This is a genomic window from Flavobacterium eburneipallidum (assembly GCF_027111355.2).
Lineage (GTDB): Bacteria > Bacteroidota > Bacteroidia > Flavobacteriales > Flavobacteriaceae > Flavobacterium > Flavobacterium eburneipallidum.
This window is the reverse complement of the sequence record NZ_CP114291.2, coordinates 867,456-880,497: the sequence shown is the minus strand read 5'-3', so window position 1 is coordinate 880,497 and position 13,042 is coordinate 867,456. Positions and strand designations below refer to the sequence as shown.

Sequence of the window (13,042 nt, the reverse complement as noted above, 5' to 3'; positions counted from 1 at the left end):
CCTTAGGAATAAACTTTTTATGTATTTCTATTTAAAATGAATTTTTCAAGTTTTTCTTTTTTGACTACAAATGTTTCAGAACTTTCATCGTGTAAACCAAGTCTTCTTCCTCCTAAAAAAGTAAAATGCTCATAAGGCACAATTCTCAACACAGTTCTAGCTAAAATATTCTTTAGTTTTGGTTTTGAACCATCTTTTAAAACCACTATTGTTTTGGTAAAATATTTAGCAACTGTTCGAGATAGAAAAAATTCAGTAAGTCCGTAATAAAAAAACCAAATTATTGAATGGAAAATAAAATTTTCTGAATGATTGAACGTATCGATCCAATCTGAAAAATATGGATAAACGTTGTCAAACTTTACAAAACTCAACAAGAAATAGACCATCAACGAGAGTATGTAAATAAAAAACAAATCGATTATAAAGTTCAAAAAACGAGTGTTTTTTGACGCTAGAATGTAATTCGGAATTATGTCTTTTTTCTTCATTGAAATACAAATATAAAAAAACAGCTACCAAAATTGATAGCTGTTCCTCTTTATTCTCTTTTCTTTGTTCTATTTCCTTTAAGACCCACACATCTCACAATCTTCTGGACCAGCATTTTTAGCTAATTCGATCATGGCTCTGTATTCTTCTGGACTTATTTCTACAGGTTCGTTTAATTCAGCAATAGGTTGTAGTTTTTGCTCTGCAACTGGCTCTTTTACCTCAACTGGTTCTGCTTTTTTATCGTTGTTCAATGTGAATTTGATAGCATCAACTGCTGCTTTGGTTCTCAAATAATACATTCCTGTTTTCAATCCAGATTGCCAAGCGTAGAAGTGCATTGACGTCAATTTAGAGTAATTGGCGTTTTGCATAAACAAGTTCAACGATTGCGATTGATCTACAAAATAACCACGCTGACGAGACATATCGATAATATCTTTCATTGACATTTCCCAAACGGTTTTGTACAAGTCTTTCAAGTCTTGCGGAATGTTTAAGTCTTGAACCGATCCGTTATTACGCATTAATTCTTGTTTCAAACTTTCGTTCCAAAGTCCGCGTTCTACTAAATCATTTAATAAATGTTTGTTCACCACGATAAATTCTCCTGAAAGTACACGTCTGGTGTAAATATTAGAAGTATACGGTTCGAATGCTTCGTTGTTTCCTAAAATTTGTGAAGTCGAAGCTGTTGGCATTGGTGCTACCAACAATGAGTTTCTTACTCCGTGTTCCATTACTTCTTTTCTCAATGATGCCCAATCCCAACGTCCTGAAAGTTCTTCGTCTTTCATTCCCCAAAGGTTGTGTTGGAATTCTCCTTGCGAAATTGGCGATCCTTCAAATGTAGAATAAGGTCCTTCTTCTTTTGCCATTTCCATCGAAGCGGTTACGGCTGCAAAGTATAAAGTTTCGAAAATTTCTTGGTTTAATTTCTTTGCTTCGTCACTAGTAAAAGGCAAACGTAACATAATAAAAGCATCAGCAAGACCTTGTACTCCTAATCCTACTGGACGGTGACGCATATTAGAATTCTCTGCTTCTTGTACTGGATAATAATTTCTGTCGATTACTTTGTTTAAGTTTCTAGTTACACGTTTGGTAACCGTAAACAACAATTCGTGATTGAATTTATTGTTTTCAACAAACATTGGTAACGAAAGTGAAGCTAAATTACAAACTGCAATTTCGTCTTTTGAAGTATATTCCATAATCTCGGTACACAAATTCGACGAACGAATGGTTCCAAGATTTTTTTGATTTGATTTACGGTTTGCTGCATCTTTGTACAACATATATGGTGTTCCAGTTTCGATTTGCGATTCTAGAATTTTCTCCCACAATTCGTGTGCTTTGATGGTTTTTCTACCTTTGCCAGCCTTTTCGTAATCGGTATATAATTTTTCGAATTCCTCACCATGAACGTCATACAAACCTGGACATTCGTTTGGACACATCAAAGTCCAAGGTCCATCTTCTTGCACACGTTTCATAAATAAATCCGAAGTCCACATGGCGAAGAATAAATCTCTCGCACGCATTTCTTCTTTTCCAGTATTCTTTTTCAAATCCAAGAAATCAAAAATATCAGCATGCCAAGTTTCGATATAAATCGCAAAACTTCCTTTACGTTTTCCACCACCTTGATCCACATAACGAGCCGTATCATTGAACACTCTTAACATGGGCACAATTCCGTTTGATGTTCCGTTTGTACCACGAATATAAGATCCTGTTGCACGAACATTGTGAATAGAAAGTCCAACTCCTCCTGCTGATTGCGATATTTTAGCGGTTTGTTTTAACGTATCATAAATTCCGTCAATACTGTCATCTTGCATTGCTAGAAGGAAACAAGAAGACATTTGTGGTTTTGGCGTTCCAGCGTTGAACAATGTTGGCGTGGCGTGTGTAAAGAATTTTTTCGACATCAAGTCGTAAGTTTCAATTACAGATTTCAAATCCCCTAAATGAATTCCAACCGAAACACGCATCAACATGTGTTGCGGACGCTCTACAATTTTTCCGTTAATTCTCAACAAATACGAACGTTCCAAGGTTTTAAAACCGAAATAATCGTAGTTAAAATCTCTGTTGTATATAATATGCGAATCCAAGAATTCGGCATTTTCCATAATTACTTTATGCACTTCTTCTGAAAGCAAAGGTGCTTCTAGATTGGTTCTCGGATTGACATAATGAAACATTTCGTTCATCGTTTCCGAGAATGATTTTTTGGTATTTGAATGCAAATTCGAAATGGCGATTCTCGCTGCTAATTGTGCATAATCTGGATGCGCAATAGTCATGGAAGCAGCCGTTTCAGCCGCAAGATTATCTAATTCTGATGTTGAAACTCCATCGTAAAGCCCCTCAATTACTCGCATTGCCACTTTTACGGCATCTACTAAATCATTCAAACCATAGCATAGTTTTTTAATTCTATCCGTGATTTTGTCAAACATTACTGGCTCTTTCCTACCGTCTCTTTTTACTACGTACATAATCTTGTTGTTGTTTTTTAAACAGAAAATCCCTTTTCTATTTAGGTGAATTTGTATTACTATTTTGGGAAACTAATCCCGGGCATTCTATAATTTATTTTTAAGAAGGATCTTTGTCAAAGTTTTGAACTTTGACAAAGATTAAAAAAATCAAAAATCAGCGTCGAAACTAATTTTTTGAGCGTCAGAATCGGTGTTCATCACTCCTGCTTTTTGGTATTCGGCTACTTTCTTTTCGAAGAAATTGGTTTTTCCTTGGAGCGAAATCATATCCATAAAATCGAATGGATTTGGTGTATTGTACTCTCTTTCGCATCCTAATTCGACCAACAATCTATCGGTAACAAACTCTAAATATTGTGTCATCAAAGAAGCATTCATTCCAATCAAACTCACAGGAATTGACTCGGTAATGAATTCTCTTTCGATGTTTAACGCATCTACAATAATTTCTCTAATTCGCTCTTTTGGGACTTTGTTTACCAAATGATGATTGTGTAAATGCACAGCAAAATCACAGTGAACGCCTTCGTCACGAGAAATTAATTCGTTTGAAAATGTCAGACCTGGCATTAATCCACGTTTTTTCAACCAAAAAATAGAACAAAAACTTCCGGAGAAGAAAATTCCTTCTACGGCTGCAAAAGCAATTAATCGTTCAGCAAACGAATCGGATTCGATCCATTTCAAAGCCCATTCTGCTTTTTTCTTAATCGCAGGAAAAACATCTATTGCCGTAAACAACTCTGTCTTTTCAGCTTCATCTTTTACGTAAGTATCAATCAAAAGCGAATAGGTTTCGCTATGAATATTTTCCATCATTATCTGAAAACCATAGAAGAATTTGGCTTCAGCATATTGTACTTCGTTCACGAAATTCTCTGCTAAATTCTCATTTACAATTCCGTCTGAAGCCGCAAAAAATGCCAAAATATGTTTTACAAAATATTTTTCATCTTCGCTTAACTTATTGTTCCAATCGTTTAAATCTTGGGATAAATCTATTTCCTCTGCAGTCCAGAAACTGGCTTCCATGCTTTTATAAAATTCCCAAATATCTTGGTGTTTGATAGGAAATATTACGAATCTATTTTTGTTCTCTTGTAAGATTGGTTCAATTTGCGACATTTTGATTTTGTTTTTTAGAGATTTTATTGAAAAGTGTGCTTTTCGTAGATTACAAAGATTGTGAATTATCGTGGTTATTAAAAGTCAAACTTATTCACAATCGGCTTGAGTTTTTAACAATTAGAATGCTTTTCATACAAATAATAAAACACTGTTTATCAGTTATTTAAAAAGCATAAAAACAAGAAACCACCCTAAAACATAGGGGTTTAATAAAAGAAAAAAAGGGAAGGTGTTTATTTTTTTCGAGGATCATTTTTCAATTCCTCGGCCACTTTTTCGAGTTCGATATACCAGTCTTCGCCAAATCGTCGAACGAGTGCTTCTTTGACAAATTTATACACAGGAACTTCTAATTCTTTGCCTAAAGAGCAGGCATCGTCGCAAATGTCCCATTTATCATAATTTACGGCAGCAAATTCGGTAAAATCCTTAACACGAATGGGATACAAATGACAGGAAACGGGTTTTTTCCAATCTACAATTCCTTGATTGTAAGCTTGTTCAATTCCGCAAAGTGCAGTTTTACCATCAAAAATGACGTAAGCACAATCTTTATTATCAATTAAAGGTGTTTCAAGATCGCCATCGGTTCCTTTTGTCCAAGTGCCTTGCGCTTCGATAGCGGTAATTCCTTCTTTGCGAAGAAAGGGTTTTACTTTTGGATAAATGGCTTCCATAATTTTGGTTTCGGCTTCGCTCAATGGTGCGCCAGCGTCACCATCGACACAACATGCGCCTTTGCAAGCTGATAAATTACAAACAAATTCTTTTTCAAGAATATCTTCTGATACGATGGTTTTTCCTAGTTGAAACATTTTGCAAAGATAGCCAGCAATTCTGAATTTTGACTGTTAATTTTTGAGTTTATTATTCATTTAATTGTATTATTACTTTCTTCTTTTGAGTGAATTTTAAAATTAAACCAATAAAAGTCAACTCCTTAAACACTTTTAAATTATTCTAAAAAATAATCAAAAATGAGTTTTATCGATTTGAAATTCAATACTTTTACTACATCAAACACACCAAATCATGGAACTAAATTTCAAAGAAATAGCCACAGTAGGAATGGTACTTTTTGCCGTAATTGATATTGTAGGAACAATTCCTATTATTGTTGATTTAAGAACCAAACACGGTCAAATAGAATCCGAAAAAGCTTCGTTAGTAGCAGGATTGATTATGATTTTTTTTCTTTTTATTGGCGAAGAATTCCTGAATCTTATTGGGATCGATGTGCATTCGTTTGCGGTAGCAGGTTCGTTCGTATTGTTCTTTTTGGCTTTAGAAATGATTCTAGGCATTCGTATTTATCGGGATGAAGAAGCCAGCTCTGCCTCAATTGTTCCCATTGCTTTTCCGCTGATTGCTGGCGCAGGAACCATGACTACTTTATTGTCTTTGAAAGCGCAATACCAAACCTTAAATATAGTAGTTGCTATTATTTTGAACGTCATCGTAGTATATATTGTTCTAAAATCCTCTGCTCAAATCGAAAAATGGTTAGGAAAAAATGGCTTGGGAGTCATCCGAAAAGCCTTTGGCGTGGTACTTTTGGCAATTGCTGTTAAATTATTCGCTGCTAATGTTAAAGATTTGTTCCTCTAAAATAAATTTTTATAAATTTACCCTCTGGATTTTAGAAGAAAAAAAATATTTTTATGAAAGTGTTTACTAATATATTGGTCGTTTTGGCATTGGGGTTGATTATTTTTAATATCTGTCTTTTGGATTTTAAAAACCCATTTGAAGGAAATAGCATGGTGGCTTTTATTGGAATCGCTGCTTCTATTTGTGCGGTTTTGATTCTTTTGATTTTTAAGATGTCAAAGAATATTGAAGAAAAAATGAACGACAAACTATAATGTTTGATGTTCTACTCCTAGGCGGTGGCGTTTCTGGAATGTCGTGTGCTCTTGTTTTGGGTTCTGCCAAAAACAAATCTTTTGCCACTGATAAAAAAATTGGAATTATCGCTCACCAAAAAACTTCTGCTCTTCAAGAAGCTCTCATTAACAATGCTTACGGAATTCCTGCTAGGAAATTAGGTGCGGATTTATTATCAGAAAGCATCGAACATTTACGAGAAACCTATCCTCATATTACACAAATTGCCGACGAAAAAGTATTGAAAATCGAAGGTGAATCGCCTGAATTCACAGTCCTTACCAACAAGAATAGTTATAAAACGAAATCAATTGTAGTAGGAATTGGTTCTGCTAATACTTTTGCGATTGAAGGCTTGATGCAATTTGTAGAACCACATCAAAAGTCTCTTCCTGAAAAACAACGAATCCAACTCAAAAACAACGATCATAAAGTCGCTGAAGGCATTTATGTAATTGGCGTTTTAGCAGGCTGGAGAAGCCAAGTAGCGATTGCAGCTGGAAGTGGAGCAGCAGTAGCCACCGATATTCTTACTTTATGGAATGGAGGAATTCAGACTCATGCTCATGATAGCATAAGAAAATAATCAATCTTTCCTTAAAACCCGCTGAATCATTGAATCTTCTTTTAACACCAATTCATAATATTTTTGCTCATTGAATAATTGTCGGGCAAATTCTGCTGACAAATAACGTTTGGCTAAAGACTTGTTTTTATCCAATTTCAAATCGATTTCATGAGTAGCAAGAAAATCTTGAAATGTCTTAAAGTACAAATCAGTAGTATTGACTTTATCCATTGATTCCTCAAAAGTTAAGTCTTTGAAGGCATTTCTATCTTTGTCTAATTGTTCGAAAACAAAGTGACTCACCAAACCCGATTGCAGCAAATAGGCAGTGTTTTCATCGCCTTGGTTTAACTCTAAAGGAACAAAAACATCAGGAACAATTCCGCCACCACCGTAAACAATTCTGCCTTTTGGAGTTTTAAATTGTGGTGTTTTAGGTGTTTTTATACTGTCTTTATAGTACAGTTCTCCATTCGTAAAACGAGATTCTGATTCTTTACCATATCCTTCACTTCCTTTGATATAAGGCTTTTGTATAGAACGACCTGTTGGCGTATAATACCTAGCAATTGTTAATCTCACGGCGGATCCATCGGCAAAATCCAATTCACGTTGCACCAATCCTTTTCCAAAAGAACGACGCCCTATAACTGTTCCTCTATCGTTATCCTGAATGGCTCCTGCGAGAATTTCACTTGCCGAGGCGCTATTTTCGTTGATTAAAACAAATACTCTTCCAGTTTCAAAACTTCCACCTGCTGTAGCAAATGTTTTTTCGGTAGTTCCTTTTTTATTTTTGACAAAAACGATGGGTTGTTTGTCTTTTAATAATTCGTCAGCAATAGCAATGGCTTCTTCCATATAACCTCCTCCGTTATCTCGAAGATCGATAACCAGTGTTTTCATTCCTTTTTGTATTAAACTATCCAAGGCATCTTTGAATTCCTCGTAAGTTGTTCCTGCAAATCGGTTTAGTTTTATAAAACCCGTATTTTTATCTAAAAGCAAAGCTACATCAACACTTTTTATTGGGATAACGCCTCTATTGAGTTTTATTTTCAGTTTTTTATTTTCTGATTTTCTAAAGATGGTCAATACAATTTCCGAGCCTTCTTTTCCTTTTAATTTTGCAAATAAACTGTCGTTGGGCAATTTTCGTCCAAACATTTTTGTTTGATCAACATACAAAATTCGGTCTCCTGCTTTTATTCCTGCTTTTTCTGAAGGACCATTTTCGATGGTTTTCAAGATTGCCATCGTATCTTTATACATATAATAATTCACGCCAATTCCCACAAAATCGCCTTTCATACTTTCGGCAACTTGAGTTTGCTCACTAGCTGGAATATATATCGAATGTGGGTCGAGTTGTCCCAAGATATTATCGATAGCATTATCCATAATCGAATCGGAACTAATGCTATCTACATATTCGTTATCAATAAAATCAAGGAGTCTGTTGAGTTTTCCTTTGGAATTTTTAACCAAAAAATAATTCTGCTCTGAAAAATTAAGTCCGCCACCTAGAAGAATTCCAAAGGCAATGGCTGCGGCGATAATAATGGGTAAAAAATTCGGATTGACTTTCATTTGGAGATTTTCATTGCTTTTTTAATGGTCAAATGTAATTCACATACAAAACCATCATTGACATTACTATCCGATTATGCTCATTTTATTTATTCTAAAACTTCAATTTGTTCTACCATCACACCTGCTTTGGCAAGAAAATCTATCCCCGAAGTATCTTTATATGCGGTTTGATACACAACTCTAGTAATTCCCGATTGATGAATTAATTTACTACATTCTTTGCAAGGCGAAAGTGTAATATATAAAGTGGCTCCTTCGCAGCTTTGAGTAGATTTAGCTACTTTAAGAATCGCATTCGCTTCGGCATGAAGTACGTACCAATTGGTCAAGCCGTTTGCATCTTCGCAACAGTTTTCAAAACCAGAAGGTGTTCCGTTATAACCATCGGAAATAATCATTTTATCTCGAACGATTATGGCTCCTACTTGCTTGCGCTTGCAATAGGACAAAAGTCCCCATTCTTTGGCAATTCGAAGATAAGCTCTATCGTATTTATTTAATTTTTTCTTTTCCATTTTATCTAATCCAGATTTTGCTTTCGATAATCATTGGCAAAACTACACCAATTATAAATGATGCCATCACTAATGTCCAATCTCTTTTTGAAAATCTAAAGAAGGTTTGAACAATATACGAAAGTACCAAAACCACAAAAACTACTATTATTTGAGCTGCTTCAATCCCTAATCCCAACTCCAACAAAGGCAATAATTTGGATTGTGGAGAACCACTCACTAGCGTTTTGAAATAAGTAGCATAATCTAATCCGTGTACAATTCCAAAAAACAGTGTAATAAAAAGTACCACACTAATACTTTCTTTTTTGGATGATTTTCCAGCAGTAAAAAGATGAAAAATAGCGACAATAATTATGGCTATTGGAATTAAAAACTCGACAAAATGACCTTTGACAAATACAATTCCAAAAATAGACAAGAGTAACGCCAAAGAATGACCAAGTGTAAAAACACTCACTAAAAGTAACAATCGCATCCAATCTTTAAAAGCATAAGGCAGTGTCAAAGCTGTTAAAAACAAGATATGATCATAAGCATAAGCATCGAGAATATGCCTTAAGCCTTTTTCAAAATAAATCCAAAATTCTGCCATTTTACAATAGTTTTAAAGATTAGGGACTGTCAAACTTACAATATATTTTGAAAATAGTTTGAAAGCATACTCATAAATATATTCTCCGACTTGATTTTTTAACCTAATTATGAAAAATTTAAAAACCGATATTGGCTAGAAAGCAAAATTAAAATTACCTTTGTGGAAATCATTTAATTTAACACTATTATGTCATTCTCCGATTTATTCGATAGCGAATTCAAACAAAGAAATAAAGGTCATTTTTCGGCTATTGTTCGTGTAGCACTTGCCGACGGAATAGTTAGTCCTGAAGAAAAAGAATTTTTAGAAAAACTATCTAGAAACCTAGAAATCACGGAATCAGAATACGAAGAAATCCTTGAAAATCCTTTAAAATACCCGATCAACCCTCCTTATTTGCGTGCGCAAAGATTAGAGCGTTTGTATGACCTTGCTAGAATGGTGCATGTAGATCATCAATTAGGCGACAAACAAGATCTTTTGTTAAGAAAAATTGGTGTAGCATTAGGATTTAATCCAGAAAACGTAAACTATATTGTTGACAAAGCCCTTACACTAGTAGATAAAAAAGTTGATGCTGACACTTTTGTTTACGAAATGGAGCACATGAATAAATAAAAAAATTCTCCCAGCCCTCTCCAAAAGCGAAGGAGTTAAAACTAAAAACACCCCAAAACAAATACATTCGTTTTGGGGTGTTTTGTTTACAATACTATTTCGAATTAATATTTACTCAACTTTGCCAATCGCATAAAATCTTCGGCTTTTTCGACCATATTGAAACTTCCACAAAAGAAAGGAGCTCTTTCGTGCAATTCTGTTGGTTGTATTTCCATTATTCTATTTAATCCATCCGATGCTTTTCCGCCCGCTTGCTCTACAATAAAAGCCATTGGATTACACTCGTAAAGTAATCTTAATTTTCCATTTGGTGCTTTAGTACTCGTTGGATACAAATAAATGCCGCCTTTAATCATGTTTCTGTGAATGTCAGAAACCAAACTTCCAATGTAACGAGACGTATAAGGTCTGTCCTCTTCTTCTAACTGGCAATATTTGATATAATCTTTTACACCTTGCTGGAAATGAACATAATTTCCTTCGTTAATTGAATAAATATTTCCGTCTTTTGGAAACTGCATATTGGGGTGCGATAAATAAAAGGTTCCAATAGCGGGATTCAATGTAAATCCGTTCACGCCGTGACCTGTAGTATAAACCAACATCGTTGATGTACCATAAATTACATATCCTGCTGCTACTTGATTAATACCTGGTTGCAAGAAATCTTCTATCGTTACAGGAGTTCCTATTGGCGTAACTCTTCTAAAAACTGAAAAAATAGTACCTACCGAAACATTCACATCAATATTAGACGAACCATCAAGAGGATCCATCAAAACCACATATTTATTATTATGACTGTGGTCGCTTCCTTCAACCGTAATAAATTCGTCATTTTCTTCGGATGCAATTCCGCATACAATTTCACGATTGATTAGAGTTTGAATAAAAACTTCGTTGGCATAAACATCTAATTTTTGTTGGTCTTCGCCTTGAATGTTTTGCTCGCCAGCGGCTCCAACAATATCCACTAATCCAGCTTTGTTTACTTTATAATTGACCACCTTGGCAGCCAATCGAATTGAATTGATTATTTTAGACAATTCACCTGACGAATATTGAAAAGCGTGTTGATTTTCGATGATGAATTCTCCTAGAGTTTTGTTGCGTTCTTCCATTATGAAATCGTTGTAGTTAGTTTGAAGTCACAAATATCGGATTATTTGTGAAAATCATCGTATTTTATTCAATCCGTTTATCAGAATTGTATATTTGCTTAAAATTTTATAACTTTTTGTTTGTAAAATCTTTTCAAACGCAGAAAAAAACGTAAAATAAGACAATATGAACATTCGAAAAGGCACAGCTGAAGATATGAAAGCCGTTTTGGGACTAATTCAAGATTTAGCCGATTTTGAAAAAGAGCCCGATGCTGTGGTAATAACAGTTGAGGATTTAATTCGTGATGGTTTTGGAGCAGTTCCTTTGTTTCATGTTTTTGTAGCAGAAGTAGAATCAAAAATTGTTGGAATTGCTTTGTATTATTACCGCTATTCAACTTGGAAAGGTAAAACCATCCACTTGGAAGATTTAATTGTAAAAGATGAAATGCGTGGACAAGGAGTGGGTTCAGCCTTATATGATGAAATTATGAAGCAAGGCAAAAAAGACGGTGTTCGAAGAATTGAATGGGCTGTTCTGGATTGGAATACGCCAGCTATCGAGTTTTACAAAAAATCAGGAGCCAAAATATTTGACGACTGGAAAGTAGTGCAAATGGACGAGAAAGGGATTTCAGAGTTCCAATTTTAGATTGCAACTTTTGTTCATGTACAAAAAAGGATTAGAAAAAAAACATATCAATAAATGACTTTTAGTTTTCAGTAGTTTATTCTGAAATCTAAAGTCAGAAATCTAAATTTAAAAATGAGAGTATTCAAATTTGGTGGTGCATCTGTAAAAGATGCCGCAGGAATTAAAAACGTATATAGCGTTTTGCAAACAGCAGGTTACGAAGACGTATTATTAGTGGTTTCCGCCATGGGAAAAACCACAAATGCACTGGAATTAGTAATCAAAAACTATTTTGACAAATCGCCAGAATTGCAATCGTCTGTTCAAGAAATAAAAAAATACCACAACGAAATTTTATTGGATTTATTCGAGGATGAAAAAAATGAAGTTTTTGCTGCTGTAAATGCTCAATTTGCAGAATTAGAATATTTCTTGGCACACAACAAATCACCGAATTACAATTTTGTTTATGACCAAATTGTGAGTTATGGTGAATTGATTTCGACTACAGTTTTAAGTCATTTCATGAACTTTATGGGCATCAAAACCCAATGGTTGGATGTTAGAAATTTTGTAAAAACCGATTCTAACTACCGAGATGCCGAAGTAGATTGGGAATTGACACAGCAAAATATTTCGAAAAATGTAAAGCGAAAAATTCTAAACATTACACAAGGTTTTTTAGGTTCTGACGAAAATAATTTCACTACTACTTTAGGTCGTGAAGGTTCGGATTATACGGCTGCTATTTTTGCTTATTGCTTGAATGCGGAAAGCGTAACCATCTGGAAAGACGTTCCAGGTGTGATGAATGCTGATCCAAGATATTTTGAAAATGCAAGTTTATTGAACCAGATTTCGTATCGTGAAGCGATTGAATTGGCGTTTTATGGCGCAACGGTTATTCACCCAAAAACCTTGCAACCACTACAAAAAAAGGAAATTCCTTTGTATGTAAAATCGTTTATCAATCCATTATTGCCTGGAACAAGCGTTTCTAAAGGAGCAACTTTGGAGCCTTATATGCCTTGTTTTATTGTAAAAAGAAACCAATTATTGCTATCGCTTTCTTCTATAGATTTCTCTTTTATTATGGAAGAACACATCAGCGAAATCTTTGGCTTATTCCACGAATACAAATTAAAAGTAAACTTGATTCAGAATTCAGCGATTAGTTTCTCTGTTTGTATCGAAGATAAATTTGACAACTTCAAGGATGTAAATGCTATTCTATCTAAAAAATTCAAAGTCGATTTTACAGAACATGTTACATTATATACCATTCGCCATTTCGACGAAAAAGCAGCACATACTGTTGAAGAAAACAAAACGGTTATCTTGAAACAAGTGAGTACGGAAACAATGCAAATTATAACGCAAGAAAGTTAGTCAA

Annotated in this window: 14 protein-coding genes; 6 read left to right on the top strand and 8 right to left on the bottom strand. The window is 34.5% G+C overall.

Annotated elements, in window-relative coordinates:
• Window positions 1–17: 17 nt before the first annotated feature.
• From OZP15_RS03745 to OZP15_RS03730, 4 genes are all read right to left on the bottom strand, one after another.
• Entirely contained in the window at window positions 18–491 is a 474-nt protein-coding gene (locus OZP15_RS03745) for an RDD family protein (RefSeq protein ID WP_269227132.1), read from the bottom strand.
• Between the two features lie 78 nt (window positions 492–569).
• Window positions 570–2,999 (bottom strand): ribonucleoside-diphosphate reductase subunit alpha, encoded by a 2,430-nt coding sequence (locus OZP15_RS03740; RefSeq protein ID WP_281337043.1) that lies wholly within the window; start codon window positions 2,997–2,999, stop codon window positions 570–572.
• A gap of 150 nt (window positions 3,000–3,149) precedes the next feature.
• Complete coding sequence (locus OZP15_RS03735) at window positions 3,150–4,127, bottom strand: ribonucleotide-diphosphate reductase subunit beta (RefSeq protein ID WP_269227131.1); 978 nt, start codon at window positions 4,125–4,127, stop codon at window positions 3,150–3,152.
• A gap of 236 nt (window positions 4,128–4,363) precedes the next feature.
• Window positions 4,364–4,945 (bottom strand): DUF3109 family protein, encoded by a 582-nt coding sequence (locus OZP15_RS03730; RefSeq protein ID WP_269227130.1) that lies wholly within the window; start codon window positions 4,943–4,945, stop codon window positions 4,364–4,366.
• Between the two features lie 217 nt (window positions 4,946–5,162).
• Here OZP15_RS03730 and OZP15_RS03725 point away from each other — a divergent pair, with 217 nt between their 5' ends.
• From OZP15_RS03725 to OZP15_RS03715, 3 genes are read left to right on the top strand one after another with little or no spacing between them, the layout of a single operon-like run.
• Window positions 5,163–5,738 (top strand): MarC family protein, encoded by a 576-nt coding sequence (locus tag OZP15_RS03725; protein ID WP_432419384.1) that lies wholly within the window; start codon window positions 5,163–5,165, stop codon window positions 5,736–5,738.
• A gap of 53 nt (window positions 5,739–5,791) precedes the next feature.
• Window positions 5,792–5,995: a hypothetical protein gene (locus OZP15_RS03720; protein ID WP_269227129.1), complete on the top strand. Its 204-nt coding sequence runs from the start codon at window positions 5,792–5,794 to the stop codon at window positions 5,993–5,995.
• Window positions 5,995–6,603: an FAD-dependent oxidoreductase gene (locus tag OZP15_RS03715; RefSeq protein ID WP_281337042.1), complete on the top strand. Its 609-nt coding sequence runs from the start codon at window positions 5,995–5,997 to the stop codon at window positions 6,601–6,603. The genes OZP15_RS03720 and OZP15_RS03715 overlap by 1 nt, the downstream gene beginning before the upstream one ends.
• On the opposite strand, the gene OZP15_RS03710 is transcribed toward OZP15_RS03715, so the two are convergent.
• The 3 genes from OZP15_RS03710 to OZP15_RS03700 form a co-directional block, all read right to left on the bottom strand.
• Window positions 6,604–8,175: a S41 family peptidase gene (locus OZP15_RS03710; protein WP_269227127.1), complete on the bottom strand. Its 1,572-nt coding sequence runs from the start codon at window positions 8,173–8,175 to the stop codon at window positions 6,604–6,606.
• Between the two features lie 89 nt (window positions 8,176–8,264).
• The gene (locus OZP15_RS03705) at window positions 8,265–8,693 is read right to left on the bottom strand and encodes a deoxycytidylate deaminase (RefSeq protein WP_269227126.1); all 429 of its coding nucleotides are present in this window, start codon (window positions 8,691–8,693) and stop codon (window positions 8,265–8,267) included.
• A 1-nt stretch (window position 8,694) separates the two neighbouring features.
• Entirely contained in the window at window positions 8,695–9,288 is a 594-nt protein-coding gene (locus OZP15_RS03700) for a HupE/UreJ family protein (RefSeq protein ID WP_269227125.1), read from the bottom strand.
• 189 nt (window positions 9,289–9,477) lie between these two features.
• Here OZP15_RS03700 and OZP15_RS03695 point away from each other — a divergent pair, with 189 nt between their 5' ends.
• Entirely contained in the window at window positions 9,478–9,909 is a 432-nt protein-coding gene (locus tag OZP15_RS03695; protein ID WP_281337041.1) for a tellurite resistance TerB family protein, read from the top strand.
• Between the two features lie 104 nt (window positions 9,910–10,013).
• On the opposite strand, the gene fbp is transcribed toward OZP15_RS03695, so the two are convergent.
• Entirely contained in the window at window positions 10,014–11,033 is a 1,020-nt protein-coding gene (fbp, locus tag OZP15_RS03690) for a class 1 fructose-bisphosphatase (protein WP_269227123.1), read from the bottom strand.
• A 166-nt stretch (window positions 11,034–11,199) separates the two neighbouring features.
• Here fbp and OZP15_RS03685 point away from each other — a divergent pair, with 166 nt between their 5' ends.
• Window positions 11,200–11,667: a GNAT family N-acetyltransferase gene (locus OZP15_RS03685; protein WP_269227122.1), complete on the top strand. Its 468-nt coding sequence runs from the start codon at window positions 11,200–11,202 to the stop codon at window positions 11,665–11,667.
• 114 nt (window positions 11,668–11,781) lie between these two features.
• Window positions 11,782–13,038 carry an aspartate kinase gene (locus OZP15_RS03680; protein ID WP_269227121.1) on the top strand — a complete coding sequence of 419 codons (1,257 nt, stop codon included), beginning with the start codon at window positions 11,782–11,784 and terminating at the stop codon, window positions 13,036–13,038.
• Window positions 13,039–13,042 lie beyond the last annotated feature (4 nt).

Coding starts and splice junctions, on each gene's coding strand:
- OZP15_RS03745 (WP_269227132.1), bottom strand. CDS start 491: ATGAAGAAAAAAGACATAATTCCGAATTACATTCTAGCGTCAAAAAAC.
- OZP15_RS03740 (WP_281337043.1), bottom strand. CDS start 2,999: ATGTACGTAGTAAAAAGAGACGGTAGGAAAGAGCCAGTAATGTTTGAC.
- OZP15_RS03735 (WP_269227131.1), bottom strand. CDS start 4,127: ATGTCGCAAATTGAACCAATCTTACAAGAGAACAAAAATAGATTCGTA.
- OZP15_RS03730 (WP_269227130.1), bottom strand. CDS start 4,945: ATGTTTCAACTAGGAAAAACCATCGTATCAGAAGATATTCTTGAAAAA.
- OZP15_RS03725 (WP_432419384.1), top strand. CDS start 5,163: ATGGAACTAAATTTCAAAGAAATAGCCACAGTAGGAATGGTACTTTTT.
- OZP15_RS03720 (WP_269227129.1), top strand. CDS start 5,792: ATGAAAGTGTTTACTAATATATTGGTCGTTTTGGCATTGGGGTTGATT.
- OZP15_RS03715 (WP_281337042.1), top strand. CDS start 5,995: ATGTTTGATGTTCTACTCCTAGGCGGTGGCGTTTCTGGAATGTCGTGT.
- OZP15_RS03710 (WP_269227127.1), bottom strand. CDS start 8,175: ATGAAAGTCAATCCGAATTTTTTACCCATTATTATCGCCGCAGCCATT.
- OZP15_RS03705 (WP_269227126.1), bottom strand. CDS start 8,693: ATGGAAAAGAAAAAATTAAATAAATACGATAGAGCTTATCTTCGAATT.
- OZP15_RS03700 (WP_269227125.1), bottom strand. CDS start 9,288: ATGGCAGAATTTTGGATTTATTTTGAAAAAGGCTTAAGGCATATTCTC.
- OZP15_RS03695 (WP_281337041.1), top strand. CDS start 9,478: ATGTCATTCTCCGATTTATTCGATAGCGAATTCAAACAAAGAAATAAA.
- fbp (WP_269227123.1), bottom strand. CDS start 11,033: ATGGAAGAACGCAACAAAACTCTAGGAGAATTCATCATCGAAAATCAA.
- OZP15_RS03685 (WP_269227122.1), top strand. CDS start 11,200: ATGAACATTCGAAAAGGCACAGCTGAAGATATGAAAGCCGTTTTGGGA.
- OZP15_RS03680 (WP_269227121.1), top strand. CDS start 11,782: ATGAGAGTATTCAAATTTGGTGGTGCATCTGTAAAAGATGCCGCAGGA.